Source organism: Ruegeria sp. AL1, assembly GCF_056540905.1.
Genome location: NZ_JBQFXP010000008.1, coordinates 109,272 through 125,182 on the forward strand (window position 1 = coordinate 109,272; position 15,911 = coordinate 125,182).

Annotated in this window: 15 protein-coding genes; 8 read left to right on the top strand and 7 right to left on the bottom strand. The window is 58.3% G+C overall.

Annotated elements, in window-relative coordinates:
• Window position 1: 1 nt before the first annotated feature.
• The 6 genes from ACRZ9X_RS13990 to ACRZ9X_RS14015 all read left to right on the top strand — a co-directional run bounded on the left by ACRZ9X_RS13990 (window position 2) and on the right by ACRZ9X_RS14015 (window position 6,790).
• Window positions 2–1,078 carry a branched-chain amino acid ABC transporter permease gene (locus ACRZ9X_RS13990; protein ID WP_480519857.1) on the top strand — a complete coding sequence of 359 codons (1,077 nt, stop codon included), beginning with the start codon at window positions 2–4 and terminating at the stop codon, window positions 1,076–1,078.
• Window positions 1,079–1,152: 74 nt separating this feature from the next.
• The gene (locus tag ACRZ9X_RS13995) at window positions 1,153–2,436 is read left to right on the top strand and encodes an ABC transporter substrate-binding protein (RefSeq protein ID WP_480519859.1); all 1,284 of its coding nucleotides are present in this window, start codon (window positions 1,153–1,155) and stop codon (window positions 2,434–2,436) included.
• 68 nt (window positions 2,437–2,504) lie between these two features.
• Window positions 2,505–3,338 carry an ABC transporter ATP-binding protein gene (locus tag ACRZ9X_RS14000; RefSeq protein WP_480519861.1) on the top strand — a complete coding sequence of 278 codons (834 nt, stop codon included), beginning with the start codon at window positions 2,505–2,507 and terminating at the stop codon, window positions 3,336–3,338.
• Window positions 3,339–3,357: 19 nt separating this feature from the next.
• Window positions 3,358–4,575 carry a phenylacetate--CoA ligase family protein gene (locus ACRZ9X_RS14005; protein WP_480519863.1) on the top strand — a complete coding sequence of 406 codons (1,218 nt, stop codon included), beginning with the start codon at window positions 3,358–3,360 and terminating at the stop codon, window positions 4,573–4,575.
• Between the two features lie 122 nt (window positions 4,576–4,697).
• Window positions 4,698–6,362, top strand: coding sequence for an ABC transporter permease (locus ACRZ9X_RS14010; RefSeq protein WP_480519865.1), 1,665 nt, complete (start codon window positions 4,698–4,700; stop codon window positions 6,360–6,362).
• 77 nt (window positions 6,363–6,439) lie between these two features.
• Window positions 6,440–6,790 carry a DUF2794 domain-containing protein gene (locus ACRZ9X_RS14015; RefSeq protein ID WP_480519867.1) on the top strand — a complete coding sequence of 117 codons (351 nt, stop codon included), beginning with the start codon at window positions 6,440–6,442 and terminating at the stop codon, window positions 6,788–6,790.
• A gap of 4 nt (window positions 6,791–6,794) precedes the next feature.
• On the opposite strand, the gene ACRZ9X_RS14020 is transcribed toward ACRZ9X_RS14015, so the two are convergent.
• The 3 genes from ACRZ9X_RS14020 to ACRZ9X_RS14030 form a co-directional block, all read right to left on the bottom strand.
• A complete protein-coding gene (locus tag ACRZ9X_RS14020; protein ID WP_480519869.1) occupies window positions 6,795–7,676 on the bottom strand; it encodes a C40 family peptidase in 882 nt (293 codons plus the stop codon).
• Window positions 7,673–9,055 carry a leucyl aminopeptidase family protein gene (locus tag ACRZ9X_RS14025; RefSeq protein ID WP_480519871.1) on the bottom strand — a complete coding sequence of 461 codons (1,383 nt, stop codon included), beginning with the start codon at window positions 9,053–9,055 and terminating at the stop codon, window positions 7,673–7,675. The genes ACRZ9X_RS14020 and ACRZ9X_RS14025 overlap by 4 nt, the downstream gene beginning before the upstream one ends.
• 63 nt (window positions 9,056–9,118) lie before the next feature.
• Entirely contained in the window at window positions 9,119–9,508 is a 390-nt protein-coding gene (locus ACRZ9X_RS14030) for a hypothetical protein (protein WP_480520113.1), read from the bottom strand.
• Between the two features lie 143 nt (window positions 9,509–9,651).
• Between ACRZ9X_RS14030 and ACRZ9X_RS14035 the strand changes: the two genes are divergently transcribed.
• Together ACRZ9X_RS14035 and ACRZ9X_RS14040 are read left to right on the top strand one after the other, a co-directional pair.
• The gene (locus ACRZ9X_RS14035; RefSeq protein WP_480519873.1) at window positions 9,652–10,302 is read left to right on the top strand and encodes a carbonic anhydrase; all 651 of its coding nucleotides are present in this window, start codon (window positions 9,652–9,654) and stop codon (window positions 10,300–10,302) included.
• 93 nt (window positions 10,303–10,395) lie between these two features.
• Window positions 10,396–10,932 carry an SRPBCC family protein gene (locus tag ACRZ9X_RS14040; RefSeq protein WP_480519875.1) on the top strand — a complete coding sequence of 179 codons (537 nt, stop codon included), beginning with the start codon at window positions 10,396–10,398 and terminating at the stop codon, window positions 10,930–10,932.
• Window positions 10,933–10,935: 3 nt separating this feature from the next.
• On the opposite strand, the gene ACRZ9X_RS14045 is transcribed toward ACRZ9X_RS14040, so the two are convergent.
• The 4 genes from ACRZ9X_RS14045 to ACRZ9X_RS14060 form a co-directional block, all read right to left on the bottom strand.
• A complete protein-coding gene (locus tag ACRZ9X_RS14045; protein WP_480519877.1) occupies window positions 10,936–11,871 on the bottom strand; it encodes an endonuclease/exonuclease/phosphatase family protein in 936 nt (311 codons plus the stop codon).
• A gap of 144 nt (window positions 11,872–12,015) precedes the next feature.
• Window positions 12,016–13,626 (bottom strand): DUF4139 domain-containing protein, encoded by a 1,611-nt coding sequence (locus tag ACRZ9X_RS14050; protein ID WP_480519879.1) that lies wholly within the window; start codon window positions 13,624–13,626, stop codon window positions 12,016–12,018.
• A 113-nt stretch (window positions 13,627–13,739) separates the two neighbouring features.
• Window positions 13,740–14,762 (bottom strand): aspartate-semialdehyde dehydrogenase, encoded by a 1,023-nt coding sequence (locus ACRZ9X_RS14055; RefSeq protein WP_480519881.1) that lies wholly within the window; start codon window positions 14,760–14,762, stop codon window positions 13,740–13,742.
• Window positions 14,763–14,875: 113 nt separating this feature from the next.
• Window positions 14,876–15,910 (bottom strand): glycosyltransferase family 4 protein, encoded by a 1,035-nt coding sequence (locus ACRZ9X_RS14060; RefSeq protein ID WP_480519883.1) that lies wholly within the window; start codon window positions 15,908–15,910, stop codon window positions 14,876–14,878.
• Window position 15,911: the final 1 nt, after the last annotated feature.

Genomic DNA, 15,911 nt, shown 5'->3' on the forward strand with positions numbered 1-15,911 from the left:
CATGTTCTATCGTGAGGCCGGGGACTTCAAAGTCTCGTACGTGGATGACAACCAGACTTTCCCGATCAAGTTCGACCGGTACCGGTATTACGTCGTGCTGGCGGTCGCGTTTGGGATTATCCCATTCATCATCAACGATTATTGGGCGAACGCGCTGCTGCTGCCGTTCCTGATCTATGCGATTGCAGCGATCGGACTGAACATTCTGGTGGGCTATTGCGGGCAGGTCAGCTTGGGCACGGGCGGGTTCATGGCCGTGGGGGCCTATGCCTGTTACAAACTGATGACCGCATTTCCCGATGTCAGCATGTTCATCCATATTCTTCTGGCAGGTGGGGTCACGGCCCTGGTCGGCGTTCTGTTCGGTCTGCCGTCCCTGCGGATCAAGGGGTTCTATCTGGCGGTGGCCACGCTGGCCGCGCAGTTCTTTCTGGTCTGGCTCTTTAACCGGGTGCCATGGTTCTACAACTACTCGGCCTCGGGTCAGATCAACGCGCCCGAACGGGATGTGTTCGGCATCATCATTACCGGTCCGAACGCTCCGGCTTGGGCGACCTACCTGTTCTGCCTGATCTTCCTGACATTCTGCGCCGTTATTGCCCGCAACCTGACGCGCGGCACCACAGGCCGCAAATGGATGGCGATCCGCGACATGGATATTGCAGCCGAAATCATCGGGGTGAATCCGCTGAAGGCCAAGTTGACCGCCTTTGCCGTCAGCTCTTTCTTTGTGGGCGTCTCGGGCGCGCTGTTCTTTGCTGTCTATCTGGGCGCCGTCGAGGTCGGAGAGGTCTTTGGCATCCAGAAATCATTCCTGGTTCTGTTCATGATCATTATCGGCGGATTAGGGTCAATCTTCGGGTGTTTCGCGGGTGCGGCTTTCCTGGTTCTGTTGCCGGTGGTTCTGAAGGTTGTCGGCGCGGATATGCTGGGCTGGCCAACGGATATCGTGGCGCATCTGAACCTCGTGATCGTCGGCTTGCTGATCATCATGTTCCTGATCCTTGAACCTCACGGGCTGGCGCAGCTGTGGCGCGTTGCAAAAGAAAAGCTCAGACTCTGGCCGTTCCCGCATTAAGCGGGCAGGCCCAACCAGATAACGGGTGCAAAGCCCGAACTCACCATCGGACCAACCAAGGGAGGAGACACCCGATGAAATTGAAACTGGCAACCATGGCGCTGGGCGCCGTAATGGCGGCAGGTCCGGTTATGGCCGACCTCGTTTTCCCATCGCTAAGTTATCGTACAGGGCCTTACGCCGCCGGCGGTATCCCGTTTGCGGACGGCTACGCCGACTATTTCACCCTGCTGAACGAGCGTGACGGCGGCATTGGTGGAGTCACTGTCAGCGTTCCGGAATGCGAGACTGCGTATAACACCGAAAAAGGTGTGGAATGTTATGAAGCGACCAAGGGGGAAGGCGCGCTGGTCTATCAACCGCTGTCGACCGGTATCACCTATCAGTTGATCCCTAAGCTTGCAGTGGACAAGATTCCGATGCTGACATCGGGTCTGGGACGTACCTCGGCCAAGAACGGGTCGGTATTCGAATGGGTGTTCAACTTCCCGGCCAACTACTGGGATGGCGCATCCGGTGCGATCAATCACATCCTTGATATCAATGACGGCGACATCTCGGGCAAGAAGATCGCTCTGGTCTATCACAACTCGGCCTATGGCAAGGAACCGATCCGCACACTTGAAGAACTGTCTGAAAAGCATGGGTTCGAATTGGTGGCGCTGCCCGTCGATCATCCGGGACAAGAGCAGAAATCACAGTGGCTGCAAATCCGCCGTGACCGCCCCGACTATGTCCTGATGTGGGGCTGGGGCGTGATGAACCAGGTTGCGGTGCAAGAAGCCGCGAACATCCGCTATCCAATGGAGAATTTCATCGGTGTCTGGTGGTCTGGGTCAGAGAACGACGTGTTGCCCACGGGTGAGGCCGCAAATGGCTATAAGGCGCTGAGCTTCCACAATGTGGGTGCGGATTACCCGATCTACGAAGACCTCAAGACCCATGTCTATGACAAGAACCTGTCTGCAGGTGCGGGCGATCAGTCCGGTACGGTTCTGTATAACCGGGGTCTCTATGCGGCGATGCTGGTGGCCGAGGCTGCCAAAAAGGCGCAAGAGATGCACGGCGTCGCAGATATCGACTCGGTCATGATGCGCGACGGCATGGAAGCGCTGGTGATTGACGAGGCGCTGATGAGCGAACTGGGCCTGCCGAATTTCGGACCCACCTTCTCAGTGTCGTGCGGCAACCATGGTGGTGACGGTCTGGTGGGTGTGACCCAATGGGATGCGTCGACGAAGACATGGTCGCTGATCTCGGACTTCAAACAGTCGGATCAGGACGTCATTCAGCCGCTGATTGATGCGGATTCCTCGGCTTTCGCCGCAGAGAACAACATCGAGGGGCGCTGCAGCTAAGGCGCTTTGAATTCCGGGGCGGCGGTCTCGCCGCCCCGACCCCAACACTCGCATGAGGACACGCGCTGATGCTGGATGCGGCTCAAACCACGGACGTGCAGGCGGAAACCCTGCTTGAGGTCAACAATATCGAGGTGATCTACAACCATGTGATCCTTGTGCTGAAAGGCGTCAGCCTGACCGTGCCCAAGGGTGGCATCACGGCGTTGCTGGGTGGCAACGGTGCGGGCAAGACAACGACGCTGAAGGCTGTGTCGAACCTGCTGCATTCGGAACGCGGCGAGGTGACCAAGGGAACGATCACCTATCGCGGCACCAGCGTGCATGAAAGCGACCCGGCTGATCTGGTGGAAAAGGGCGTCATTCAGGTGATGGAAGGCCGCCACTGTTTCGAACACCTGACGGTCGAGGAGAACCTGCTGACCGGGGCCTATACCCGCAAGGATGGCGCGGCGGCAATTCAGCAGGATCTGGAGCTGGTTTATACCTATTTCCCTCGCCTCAAGGAACGCCGCAAATCGCAGGCAGGTTACACTTCGGGCGGTGAGCAGCAAATGGTGGCGATGGGTCGGGCGCTGATGTCGCGACCTGAAACCATTCTGCTGGATGAGCCCTCGATGGGTCTGGCTCCGCAACTAGTCGAAGAGATTTTCGGCATTGTGAAGGACCTGAACGAGAAGGAAGGCGTGTCTTTCCTGCTGGCTGAACAGAACACGAATGTGGCGCTCAGGTTTGCGCATTACGGTTATATTCTGGAATCGGGTCGCATTGTGATGGATGGCCCCGCCGCTGAACTGCGCGAAAACCCGGACGTCAAGGAATTCTACCTCGGCATGTCGGACGAAGGCCGCAAAAGCTTTCGCGACGTGCGCTCATACCGCCGCCGCAAGAGATGGCTGTAAGCGGATGGAGGATCTTTCGATGAGTTTTTTCGACAAGCTTGAAACCCGATCCGCCGATGAACGCGCGGCCGATCACGCCCGCGCGCTGCCGGCGCAGATCGAGCGGGCGCAATCGGCCCCTGGTTATGCAAATATCCTTGCAGGCATCGACGCGAGCGTTGTGACCAGTGCCGAGGCTTTGGCCAACCTGCCGGTGCTGCGCAAATCCGATCTGACGCAGGCGCAGGGCACGCGGCCTCCGTTCGGTGGGTTCACCGTCAAGCCCGCGCGGCATTTCCAGCATGTGTTTCAGTCTCCGGGCCCGATCTATGAGCCCGGCAGCACCGATCATGACTGGTGGCGCATGGGCCGGTTCCTGAACGCCGCCGGGATTGGCCCCGGCGACATCGTGCAGAACTGTTTCGGCTATCACCTGACCCCGGCGGGCATGATCTTTGAAAGCGGCGCGCAAGCGGTTGGGGCCGCCGTGCTGCCCGCAGGCACCGGCCAGACCGAACTGCAGGTGACCGCCGCCCGTGATGTGGGCTGTACGGCCTATGCGGGCACGCCGGATTACCTGAAGATCATCCTCGACAAAGCAGATGCGATGGGTGTTGACCTGCACTTCCAGAAAGCCGTTGTCGGGGGTGGTGCGCTGTTCCCGTCGCTGCGTCAGGAATACGCAGATCGCGGCATCGCCTGCCTGCAATGCTATGCCACCGCCGATCTCGGCAACATCGCCTATGAAAGCCCCGCGATGGAGGGGATGATCATCGATGAGCACGTCATCGTTGAGATTGTCACCCCCGGCACCGGAACGCCTGTCGCCCCGGGCGAGGTGGGCGAAGTCGTTGTTACCACGCTAAACCCCGATTACCCGCTGATCCGCTTCGCGACCGGCGATCTGTCTGCCATCATGCCTGGAGCCTCTCCCTGCGGTCGCACCAATATGCGCATTAAGGGGTGGATGGGCCGGGCCGATCAGACCACCAAGATCAAGGGCATGTTCGTGCGCCCGGAACAGGTCGCGGCGCTGGTCGACAAACATGATGAGATCGTCAAGGCCCGCGTCATTGCCGCCCGTCAGGGTGAGATGGACACCATGACCGTGCAGATCGAAAGCCCCTGCGAGAATGATGGTGCCTATTCCAGATCTGTGGTTGAGGTTCTGAAACTCAAAGGCGCGATCGAGGTCGTGGCACCGGGTTCCCTGCCCAAAGACGGGCTGGTGATCGAGGATCAGCGCGTCTACGAGTAACGCATCAACACATCTGCGGCAGCATGTTTCGCAGATTTGTTGACCCTGCCACTGGTGTTTCTTAGCGTTTTGGTCGATTAAAGGCGAAGCCCAGTAAGGTCGCCAGTCAAAACGCCGGAGCCATGGCCGAAGTCGAATACTCAGAACACGGAACGCGCAATCGCGGTGCGTTGGGAACACGGTTGGTCGGTGGCATCGCCTATCTGGTTGCCGCAGCCTGTCTGCTGCCCATGGTGGCGGTCGTTCTGGCGGCGTTCACAGGCGGCACGGACACGATTTCTCATTTGTTAGAGACTGTTTTGCCAGGGTACGCGATGACCACGGCGGTTCTTGTGGTGCTGGTGTCCATCGGAACTTTTGCGATTGGTGTGGGTGCGGCCTGGCTGGTGACGATGACGCGTTTTCCCGGCGTGCGTGTGCTTGAAATCGCGCTGGTGTTGCCGCTGGCTTTTCCCGCTTACGTTCTGGCCTATGCCTACACGTTCATTCTGGATCACCCGGGAATCGTCCAATCCACCCTGCGCGATGTGACCGGTTGGGGGCCCCGCGACTATTGGTTCCCCGAGATCCGCTCGACCGAGGGCGCGGCGGTCATGCTGATCCTTGTACTTTATCCTTACGTCTATCTGTTGGCCCGCGCAGCCTTCCTGCAGCAAAGCGCGACCGCCTTTCTGGCCGCGCGCGCGCTGGGCAACGGGCCGTGGTCCGCGTTCTGGCGCGTGTCTTTGCCCATGGCGCGCCCGGCCATTGCGGGCGGTGTTCTTCTGGCCGTCATGGAAACCATCGCCGATTTCGGCACCGTGGCCTATTTCGGCGTGCAGACCTTTGCCACGGGCATCTATACCAGTTGGTTTTCAATGGCCGACCGGGCGGCTGCCGCCCAATTGGCCCTGTGTTTGCTGGGGTTTGCCCTTGTCATGGCGGTGGCTGAACGCACGCAACGGGGAAAGGCCAAATACTATCAGGCAGGCAAACGCCATGCGGTTCTTCCTGCTGCGCAACTCAAGGGATGGCAGGCCATTGCGGCCTTTCTTCTGTGTGCGATCCCGGTCCTGTTCGGCTTTCTTCTGCCGGTGGTAATCCTTGTGCAAATGGGCATGGAGTCTGAACAAAATCTGCTGTCACGACGCTATGTCGGCTTTATCCGGAACTCGCTGACGCTGGCCGGAACCGCGGCGGTCATCACTGTCTGTGCGGCGATCTGCATGGGGTTCTTCCAGAGGCTCAGACCGGGGCGTGGCTCGTCGATTTCCGCCTATCTCGCGCGCCTTGGATATGCGGTTCCGGGCGGTGTGATTGCCGTGGGTCTGATTGTTCCATTTGCAGGATTTGATAATGCGTTGGACGCCTGGATGCGCCGGACTTTTGACATCTCGACCGGATTGCTGGTGACAGGGTCTATCTGGTTGCTGGTTGCGGCCTATATGGTGCGGTTTCTGGCTGCGGCGCTCAGTGCTTATGAAGGGGGGCAAAGCACCGTGCATGCCAATATGGATGCGGCTGCGCGGTCGCTGGGTCAGTCCCCGCTGGGGACATTACGTCGGGTGCATCTGCCAATCCTGACGCCGTCGCTGCTGACGGCACTGCTGATCGTCTTTGTGGACGTGATGAAAGAGCTGCCCGCCACGCTGATCATGCGCCCGTTCAATTTCGACACACTTGCTGTTCAGGCCTATCGTCTGGCCTCTGACGAGCGGCTGGAAGGGGCGGCTGTACCGTCACTGGTCATTCTGGCAGTCGGGCTGTTGCCGGTGATCCTGATCTGTCGCCAGGTTGGACGCCGGTAACGGCGGCGCGATCCAAAAATACCACACCTGCGCCGTGCGGACTTGATTCAGAAGCGATTTCCGGCAAGGCTTGGCGTATGAACATGCAGCCTCCCAGCCGGTTCTCTGCAAACTCGGCCCAGATGCCCGTCGCGTTCGACCGGCGAGAGATGTCTCATATCCTGTCCGTATACGGTCGGATGGTCGCCGCCGGAGAGTGGCGGGACTATGGTATTTCCAATCTGCGGGATGTGGCGATCTTCTCGATTTTCCGTCGCACCGCAGAACACCCGATCTATCGTGTGGAAAAACATCCGCGGCTGCGGCAACGGCAGGGTATGTATTCGGTGGTTGGGATGGACGGTCGTATCCTCAAGCGTGGCCATGACCTGCGTGCTGTATTGCGCGTGCTGGAGCGCAAACTGATCCGGCCCGTGAATCTGGACTAGCGCGTCAAAACTCCGGGTGCCGTCCGTATCCCGTAATAGCCCCGAATTCTTTCTGACCGATCCGTTTTTCAGCTTGTTCCAAAGGCTCTCGGGCGACGGCCATGTGATGGGCATTCGCATGCAGAAGTGTTTCCGCGTCCAACATCATCCCCACGTGACCTTTCCAGAACACCAGATCGCCTCGGCGTAGGTCAGGTTTCGAGATCGGTTTGAAAAACCTTGATTGCATGTCGCTATCGCGCGGGCAGGACAATCCGCAGGACTGAAACGCGACTTGAATCAAGCCGGAACAGTCAATTCCAAGCCCTGTGTCACCACCATATATGTATGGGGTGGCAAGAAACTGTTCTGCCACAGTTACGGGGTCTGACGAGACCCAGTCTATTTCGACCAACTGTGTTTCACGAATGTATCCCGGCGACGGGATATGGCCATGTTGTATGATGCGGATCCAGCCCGAGCTACGCAGTGCCGCCTCGCGCTCGGGCCCCGGGATGGGCCAGTGTTCTACGCCACAACCAAAGGGCAGAATCCGTTCGTTGGTGTTTTGCGTGACATCAGGATGTTCCAAAACCACCGCGCGAGGGACACTAACGCGATGTGTCGGTTGTAACGCGCGGTCCGGAATATAGGGAAACACCCAGCCGACATAGCCATCCTTTTCCCGGTATCCGAACTGGTATTTCTGCAATGTGTCGAGAACGACAAAACCCTCTCCGGCCACCAACTGGCATTGTCTCGCGCCTTCGGGCTTGTCCAGAATGTCCGTTACAACACGGTGAAAATATCTAATCTCCCCATCGCTAAAGGTCTGTGCATCCACCTGACCCTTCAGCGATGAATGCGCGACCCGCCCGTTGAACGGTAGTAGCCTGGGGTCGGTCATAGGCCTAAAATCTCGGGAAGTGCGGCAAGCACCGCCCGCGGCCCCTGACCCAGCCCGCCTTTGCTGCGGCCCGGTTGCTTGCTGGGTTGCCAGGAATAAATGTCGAAATGCATGTATCGGCTTTCTTTCACAAACCGGCGCAGGAAAAGCGCCGCCGTGATCGACCCCGCAAACCCGCCCGAAGGCGCGTTGTCCAGATCGGCAATCCCCGGTTCGATCATCGCCTCATAGGGTTCGTGAAACGGCATGCGCCAGACCGGGTCCGCTGCCGTTTGTGCCGCTTGGGACAAAGCGGCGGCGGCATCATCGTCATCGGTGTAGAACGGGGCAAGATCGGGGCCCAGCGCCACCCGCGCGGCGCCGGTCAGCGTCGCCATCGAGATCACGAAATCCGGCTGTCCTTCCTCGGCCAGCGCAAGGGCATCGGCCAGCACCAGACGGCCTTCGGCATCGGTGTTGTTGATCTCGACCGTCAGGCCGTTGCGCGCGGTCAGGATATCGCCGGGCCGGAACGCGTTGCCTGCAACAGCATTTTCGACCGCCGGGATCAGAACCCGCAATTGCAGCGGAAGATTCAGCGCCATGATCATCCGGGCCAGCCCCAGCACGTTGGCTGCACCGCCCATGTCCTTTTTCATCAACCCCATGGCGGATGCGGGCTTCAGGTCGAGCCCGCCTGTGTCAAAGCACACACCTTTCCCAACCAGGGCCAGATTGGGACCAGTGTTTCCCCAGGTCATCTCGATCAACCGGGGGGCTTGCTCGGCCGCGCGCCCTACGGTGTGGATCATCGGAAAGTTCTGATCCAGCAAATCGTCGCCCACGATGACCGAGCACGTCGCATTGAATTCCGCCGCCAGAGATTCTGCGGCAGCCTGCAATTGTGCAGGCCCCATGTCGGAGGCGGGCGTGTTCACCAGATCTCGGGTCAGAGCCTCGGCCTCGGCAAGGATTTCGATCTGCTTGGCGTCGATCCCATCCGGAGCCATTAGCGCCGCTTTGGCCGCAGATTGCGTGGCATAGCGGTCAAACGCATAACCCGTCAGCAGCCAGCCTAACGCTTCGGTGGCCAAAGCCTCGGCAGGGACGCCGGACGCGATCCGATAGGTTCCTTGTGGCAGAGATTCCGCAGCGCCCGCCAACGGGAACCGTTTGCGGGATCGCTTGTCGCTGGTTCCATACCCTGCCAGTGCCAAACCCGGCGCGCCGTTTTGATCGGGTACCAGCAGGGTTTGACCCAGCGCTCCGGTAAACCCGTTGGTCGCAACCCAGGACCGCACGTGGTCGTTCTGTGTCGACAACCAGTCGTCCAGATCGGATTGGGAAACAACATGAAGAGGCAGGGCCGCATCATCGGGCTGGGCAAAGGACAGGGTCATGGGTGTCTCGGCTGATTTAGGATGCGCCCAGACTAGCGGTCGATGGCCAGCCCGCAACCCCCGTCACACTGAAAGATCCTGCTGATCCCAGATCGCCGTCAATGAGCGTTCTCCGACCCGGATCATTCGGTTCAGCGTCGCCGCTGTTGCCACAACATCGCCTGCATCCACGGCGTGTGACACATCCCCCGCCACGCGGGCCAGCGCAGTCATGCCGATCTGTTCGGCGATGGCGATCAGGGATTTGGCGCATTTGCGCAGACCCGTCCAATCGCGCTGTCGCCAGAACCGTTCGCAATTAGACAGCCGCACGGCCAATTCCTCGACCGTGCGGCACAGAACATCGATTGCGTTGGTATCGCCCAATTGACGACACAGCATGTTCAAACGATCCGGATCCAGCCGCACGGATTCCTTTTGTTCAAGCGTGATTATCTTTTCCACCACGTTCACCTCAGCTTGCATGCCCCCACGGCACGGGACGATCCTGCCATCAAACTCCTTTGCAAATCCTTGACCCGCATCTCGATAATGTCTCGAATTTTGCGAGAATTCGGGTTACAGAGCGGATAATCTCAGTACGCAAGGACCACGGAATGCAAAAAGCCAAACCTCTGCCAACTTACCTGGCGAAACGGTATCACGGTTGGAAGGCGACGACTTACTCGGAAAACCAGGTCTGGTATCGGAGATTGGCGACCGAAGGTCAGCGCCCGCGCGCGATGGTAATTTCATGTTGCGACAGCCGGGTTCATGTGACCTCGATTTTCGGAGCGGATCAGGGTGAGTTCTTTATTCACCGCAACATTGCGAACCTCGTGCCGCCGTATGCCCCGGATGGCGATCATCACGGCACCAGTGCTGCGATTGAATACGCGGTTACGGCTTTGAAAGTGGCACATCTGATCGTTCTGGGTCATTCACAATGCGGTGGCGTTCAAGGCTGCATCGACATGTGCAAGGGCAAAGCCCCGCAACTGGAGGCCAAAGACAGCTTTGTCGGGCGCTGGATGGATATCCTTAAACCCAAATACGATCTGGTTGCAGATGTCGAAGATGGAACCGATCAGGCGCGACAGTTTGAGAAACAGGCGGTCGTGGCATCATTGGAAAACCTGATGACCTTTCCTTTTGTGTCTTCAGCAGTCGAGTCCAACGCGCTGAGCCTTCACGGTCTCTGGACCGATATCGGCGAAGGCGGACTGCAGTGCTACGATCCGGAAACCGGCGCGTTCAAGCCGGTCTGATCCGACAGACCCCCAATCTCGGTCTCACGTACATCGGATTCAGCGCATTCTGTGTTAAGCTGAGGATGCCTGTATCTGATGTAAGGGCTGAATATGCTGTTTATAAAAAGAATTTTACTGACGATTTTAGTTCTTCTGCTGACTCTGGTCGGCATATCCTATGTGTTGCCGGGCAAGGCCGAAGTATCGCGCAGCGTTACGATCAACGCCCCGGCCAGCGCCATATTTCCATACGTAAACTCCATGCAGGAAACTGAAAAATGGTCACCTTGGTTGTCGCGGGACCCGGAAACCAAGCTGTCTTATGACGGGCCGGCTTCTGGGGTAGGGAACGTTCTGAACTGGAGCTCCGAGCATCCGCAGGTCGGAACCGGTTCGCAGGAAATCATCGAAAGCGTCGCGGATCAAAGCGTAAAGACGGCACTTGATTTTGGCTCTATGGGTAAGGCATCCTCTTCGTTTGTTCTGCAACCTGAAGGGGCTGCAACTCAGGTTACGTGGGGGTTTGAATCCGATCTGGGATTGAACCCCATGTCGCGGTGGATGGGCCTGATGATGGACAAGTGGGTTGGTGCCGATTACGAGCGCGGGCTGGACAATCTGAAAGGTCTTGTCGAAAGCGGGCAATAGGGCTTAACGCGGCAGGCCAATGCGCGCCTTAATCCCAAGATGATCGGACCCCATGAAAGGGCGCAGCTCGGCCGAGCCCGTGCTGCCCTTGGGCACCAGCAAATTGTCAATCGGCATCGGAACCATCCAGCTACCCAGCGAATGAGTGTTCAGGATCGAGCCAAAATTTCGATTGTTCGCGGCTGTGCCGATGCGCCGGACACTGCTGGCCCAGGGCACCATGTTGAAATCACCTGCAATGATCACCGGGCCATCAAGCTCTTTAATGCGTTGAGCAATTATCTTGCTTTGCTCGAACTGGCTATAGGGGTAAGGCCATCTCAGGTGTAGCGATACAACCCACAAAGGGTCCCCGGTTGGGGTCACGATCTGCACCCCGACCATACCGTCACCCGGCAGACAGAATTCCGATCCTTCGATGACCGGCAGCGCCGACAGGATCGCCACGTTCTGTTCGGGTCTGAATTCGCAGATTGCCGATGACGGGTAGCGCTCGAACAGGGGGCTCATGTATTTCTGGTTGTGGCTGGAGACTTCTTGCAGGGTCACGATGTCCGCACCCGAGGCAAGGATGTCATCTGTCAGCGGATACCGCGGCCAGGCTTGGGACATCAGGTTTTTCTGATAGAGCGTCAAACAGGCGTCATCGCAGTCATCTGCAGGAGAGATCACGCCCGAGGCCACGGAACCGATGGCGATGGTGGCAGAGGCAAGGGTCAAAAGCGCGAACTTCCTTGCGCGCGCGGCCAAAAGCACGACCGTGCTGAACACAAGCAACACGCCAACCTGAGGACGCAGAAGCGCTATGGAATCGCCTGCTGCAAAGTAATGCCCGGTGAATCCAACGGCCATCAGCGCGACCAACAGGGCTGAGCAGAAGAAGATCAATCCTCGTACAGGTTTATTGGTGGCCAAAAACTGCAGGTTAGCCTCGATCATTGTTTATCCGGGCTGTCTTTCCGCCCGTTTGCGATTTGCCATGTGATTGTGGTCTGATTGACGCCTTTGTCAATTGGACGGGTCGAAACAATCCGGCCAGGATCGGAAGTACCAACATCCGTGCAACAGCTTTTCAGGCGCGGCCTAGTCGAGAACCATTCCTTCCGGCCAGTTCAGGGTTGTATCCAGCTGCAGGGTTTCCGATTGGCCCGGTTTCAGCTCGACCTCCCAGGCCAGAATGCCGCGCTGGTCGTCTACGTTTTCCGTGGTCGGCCGAGGGTCCGCCGTCCATGTGATGTCCAGATCATCCTGTTCCGAATAAGGTACGCGGTCCAGAATGCGCAGGGGCCATGTCTGATCGGTAAAGTTCTCGACCCGTATCTGTGCGCGTTCCATATTCTGGTTGGAACGGGAAATCAGTCCGACATCACCGGTACTGCGGTTCAGAATGCGTCGCTGCACGGTCACCCCAAACAGTGGGCCGAACCCCAATTCGACCTCTTCACCGGGTCCGATATCCGAAACGGAATCAGTAGCGACCAGCACGCCGTTGACCCGAAACCTCACCGCGTTCGACGACAGCAGGTTCTGCTCGTAAGGGTTGCTGAAGCGTGCTGTGCGATAGGCGGTGTCATCCCTCAGCGGGGTGGTCGTTGCAAAAAGCTCTGCCGATTGGGTTTTGCTGTCCAAAGCAAATTCAGCAATCGTATATCCGCTGGCCAATGAGATCGGTCCGGGAAGGGTATAGGTCAGCCCCGTTCCTTCGACCGATGCGGCGTCTGGCATCCATCTTTGGGTCTCTTCATAAACAACATGAGCTTCAACCACCGGTTCTTCGAGTTTTGCGACCTCTTCACTGATGGTGCGGCGCTGGGGTCTGATCGACGACGCGCTATTCTGTCCGACCGGTTGTAGCGTCGAGACGCTGAGTGTGATGTCCCGCCAATTCTCGCCGGTCTCCTGCGTGATCAGAACGCGGCGGTCGATCCGCACCTCAGGCGAACCTGTGGTGATCAGGTCAAAGTCATATCCCGGCTGCCAGCCGGCGCTATACGTGTCCAGATAGGACAGCGACACCATTCCTTCCGTATCTTCAGGCGCATTGATGTCGACGGCCACAAAAACACGCGCGTCTGTTTCCGGCAGCAGGGCAGCAAGATCGGCCTTGGCGGCCTGCAATTCGATATCCAGATCTTCAAGCTGTGTTTCGATTTCGCGCGCTTCTATTTCTGCTGCCTGGGCGGCGTTCTCTGCGTCAAGGCTTTCCTGGTCGATCATCCGCGCGATGTTGCGCAGGTTTTCGGCATCCGATCCGGCAAGCCCTTCATTGCGGCCAAGATTGGACAGAAACGCAATCTTGTGCTGCGCGGCCTGGGCTTTCAACCGTGCGGTTTCGGCCAGAGTCTTGACCGCCTCGATCCGACGCTCGACCCGAGTGACAAGATCTTCGGCGGCCTTGACGTCATCGCTGACGTAATCATGCCATGGAACATTCCCTTCCCGGACGATCAGCGCGGTGCGGGTCAACCCGTCAGCTTGCACTTGCATAGTCAAAAACTGACTCTCCACGCTCCCTTCCGGGACTCCGAGCAGGACAAGACGGTGATTTCCAGCCGGGACGCTGAATGACCCGGACCGGGTTATTTCTGCGCCTCGGGGATACATCGTCACTGCGCTGACTTTGGTGTCGATGGCAAAGGTCTCGGCGTGCAGCAGGGTTGGCATAAGGATCAGGAGATAAGTCAGACGTTTCATAAAAGCTCACAACAAAGGAATTTTCGCGCCAAGGTTGCAGGCGCCGCGAAGCTTTTCAAGCAAAAAGGGCCGCTCTTGCGAACGGCCCCTGCAATCGTGATGAGGAGAGCCAATCAGCCCTTTTTCAAAACCTCACGGCCCAGCAATTCGGCGATCTGCACCGCGTTCAGAGCCGCGCCCTTGCGCAGGTTGTCGCTGACACACCACAGGTTCAGGCCGTTCTCGATGGTCGAGTCCTGACGGATACGGCTGATGAAAGTCGCGAAATCGCCCGCGCATTCGATGGGCGAGACGTAGCCACCGGCCTCACGCTTGTCGATCACCATGATGCCCGGAGCCTCGCGCAGGATGTCGCGGGCTTCGTCTTCGTCCAGGAACTCCTCGAACTCGATATTCACGGCCTCGGAATGGCCGACGAAAACCGGGACGCGGACGCAGGTTGCGGTGACCTTGATCGACGGGTCGACGATCTTTTTGGTTTCCACCACCATTTTCCACTCTTCCTTGGTCGAGCCGTCTTCCATGAAGACGTCGATTTGCGGAATGACGTTGAAGGCGATCTGCTTCTGGAATTTCTTCGGTTCCACCTCGGTGGTGGGGTTGTAAACCGCTTTGGTCTGATCCCAAAGCTCATCCATGCCTTCCTTACCGGCACCCGACACCGACTGATAGGTCGAGACAACCACGCGCTTGATCCGTGCGCGGTCATGCAGCGGTTTCAGTGCGACCACCATCTGCGCGGTCGAGCAGTTGGGGTTGGCGATGATGTTCTTGTTCTTGTAGTCGTGGATCGCCTGCGGGTTACATTCCGGCACGATCAGCGGAATGTCCGGGTCGTAACGATAGAGCGAGCTGTTATCGATCACCACGCACCCTGCCGCAGCCGCCTTGGGCGCATAGACTTTGGTTGCGTCCGAGCCGATGGCAAACAGCGCCATGTCCCAGCCGGTGAAATCAAAGGTATCGATGTCCTGGGTTGTCAGTGTCTTGTCGCCAAAGCTTACTTCGGTGCCCAGCGAACGACGGCTTGCCAGCACGGCAAGTTCGTCAACCGGGAACTGGCGTTCCGCCAGAATGTTCAGCATTTCGCGGCCCACGTTACCCGTGGCGCCGGCGACAACGACGCGATAGCCCATCTCATGTCTCCAAAGTTAAGGACGCGCGTTCATAGCCGCGTTGCGGCAAAGAAAAAAGAGGCGTTTCGGCTTATTTCACCCCGTCACACCGATTTGACGCCGTTCAAACCCGTTCAGGGTTGTTTCAGCAAGGATCGATAAACCTCAACGATGGCCTGGGCCTCGCCTTCGATTCGAAAATTCTGCTCGACATGGGTGCGGGCGGCCTGACCGGCTGCAGCCAGCGCGGTACTATCCTGCAACATGTCTTCCAGAGCATCAGCCAATGCCGGCGCGTTGTCCTTTTCGACCAATCGGCCTGTCTCACCATCCTTGATCTGCGCGCTGAATGCACCAACCCCGTGGCAGGCTATGGCGGGCACGCCGGAGGCCATCGCCTCAAGCGGGGTCAGGCCAAACCCTTCGTGACGTGCGGGGGCCACGAAAAGATCGAGCGCGCGGTAGGTCTCGACAATCTCGTCCCAGGGTCGTTCACCCAGAAAATGCACGCGGTCACCAAGGCCTGCGTCTTGCAGCTTCTGCTCCTGCTCGGCCTGAAACGTCTCGAATTCCTTCGTGGCGCGCCCGGTGAAGATCACATGGGCATCCGGGTGATGGGGCAGGACCTTTAAGGCAGCCTCCACCAGCAAATCGACGCCTTTCTGAGGGCGGATGCGGCCAAAACAGCCGATCAGCAGACCATCGGGCAGGCCAAGTTTCTGGCGCAGGGCTTGCTTGTCCTCGGTGGGATGGAACAGGTCGGTGTTCACCCCATGCATGATGACCGTGGCGGGATGTTCCAGAAACGAGGCCGCTTGCGGGGTTGTTGCAATCAGCGCGTCCATCTTACGGATCAGCCGTTTCGTGAATCCGGAATGATTGCGTTGCGCGGCAGAGGTAAACAGCAGTTTGTAGTTGCGTCGGAACACAGTGCGCAGGATCAGGCCCATCAGCATTTCGGTATTACGCCGCGCATGCCAGACCCGTTTGCGATTGGGCAGAAACAGCAGTTTCCAGAGCCTAATATGGGGTAAATCGTCGGGAAGGCCGGGGCCGGTCGCGCGGATGCCGATCATCTTTTCCTGTATCGGCAACAGCCGGACCACCGTGGTTGTCACGCCCGACAGGGAGTGTTTCAGATTGGGTGCGATGACCTCGATATCCTGCACG

Bases quoted from the DNA above. Each gene is read 5' to 3' on its own strand.
- ACRZ9X_RS13990 (WP_480519857.1), top strand. From the start codon at position 2: ATGTTCTATCGTGAGGCCGGGGACTTCAAAGTCTCGTACGTGGATGAC.
- ACRZ9X_RS13995 (WP_480519859.1), top strand. From the start codon at position 1,153: ATGAAATTGAAACTGGCAACCATGGCGCTGGGCGCCGTAATGGCGGCA.
- ACRZ9X_RS14000 (WP_480519861.1), top strand. From the start codon at position 2,505: ATGCTGGATGCGGCTCAAACCACGGACGTGCAGGCGGAAACCCTGCTT.
- ACRZ9X_RS14005 (WP_480519863.1), top strand. From the start codon at position 3,358: ATGAGTTTTTTCGACAAGCTTGAAACCCGATCCGCCGATGAACGCGCG.
- ACRZ9X_RS14010 (WP_480519865.1), top strand. From the start codon at position 4,698: ATGGCCGAAGTCGAATACTCAGAACACGGAACGCGCAATCGCGGTGCG.
- ACRZ9X_RS14015 (WP_480519867.1), top strand. From the start codon at position 6,440: ATGAACATGCAGCCTCCCAGCCGGTTCTCTGCAAACTCGGCCCAGATG.
- ACRZ9X_RS14020 (WP_480519869.1), bottom strand. From the start codon at position 7,676: ATGACCGACCCCAGGCTACTACCGTTCAACGGGCGGGTCGCGCATTCA.
- ACRZ9X_RS14025 (WP_480519871.1), bottom strand. From the start codon at position 9,055: ATGACCCTGTCCTTTGCCCAGCCCGATGATGCGGCCCTGCCTCTTCAT.
- ACRZ9X_RS14035 (WP_480519873.1), top strand. From the start codon at position 9,652: ATGCAAAAAGCCAAACCTCTGCCAACTTACCTGGCGAAACGGTATCAC.
- ACRZ9X_RS14040 (WP_480519875.1), top strand. From the start codon at position 10,396: ATGCTGTTTATAAAAAGAATTTTACTGACGATTTTAGTTCTTCTGCTG.
- ACRZ9X_RS14045 (WP_480519877.1), bottom strand. From the start codon at position 11,871: ATGATCGAGGCTAACCTGCAGTTTTTGGCCACCAATAAACCTGTACGA.
- ACRZ9X_RS14050 (WP_480519879.1), bottom strand. From the start codon at position 13,626: ATGAAACGTCTGACTTATCTCCTGATCCTTATGCCAACCCTGCTGCAC.
- ACRZ9X_RS14055 (WP_480519881.1), bottom strand. From the start codon at position 14,762: ATGGGCTATCGCGTCGTTGTCGCCGGCGCCACGGGTAACGTGGGCCGC.